The 243-nt window shown below is 67.5% G+C and carries 1 protein-coding gene; it reads right to left on the reverse strand.

Features of this window, described 5'->3' with window-relative positions; all coding sequences use genetic code 11:
• A partial coding sequence (locus V0R37_RS23045) for a glutathione S-transferase family protein (RefSeq protein WP_489685830.1) occupies positions 1–243 on the reverse strand: 243 nt, incomplete at both ends.

A 243-nucleotide genomic window follows, 5' to 3' on the forward strand; every position in this document is an offset into this window, starting at 1 on the left:
GCCGAACAGGTAGTTGCCGTTACTGGTGTATCGCTCGCGGCAGCCGGCCCAGATCGCACAGATGCGGTCGATATCGGCCTGCGCCTCATCAGGCAGCTCGGCCAGCGCCTTGTCCCGTGCCAGGTCCATGGGCAGATGGCTGCGCAGCGCCGTGAAGCCGCTGTGCATTTCCGCACAGATGCTGCGCGCCAGCGCGCGGGCCTGACGCTCCTGCGGCCACAGCTGCGCCTCGGGATAACACTC

Source organism: Pollutimonas rozaliensis, from assembly GCF_048751585.1.
Taxonomy (GTDB): Bacteria; Pseudomonadota; Gammaproteobacteria; order Burkholderiales; family Burkholderiaceae_B.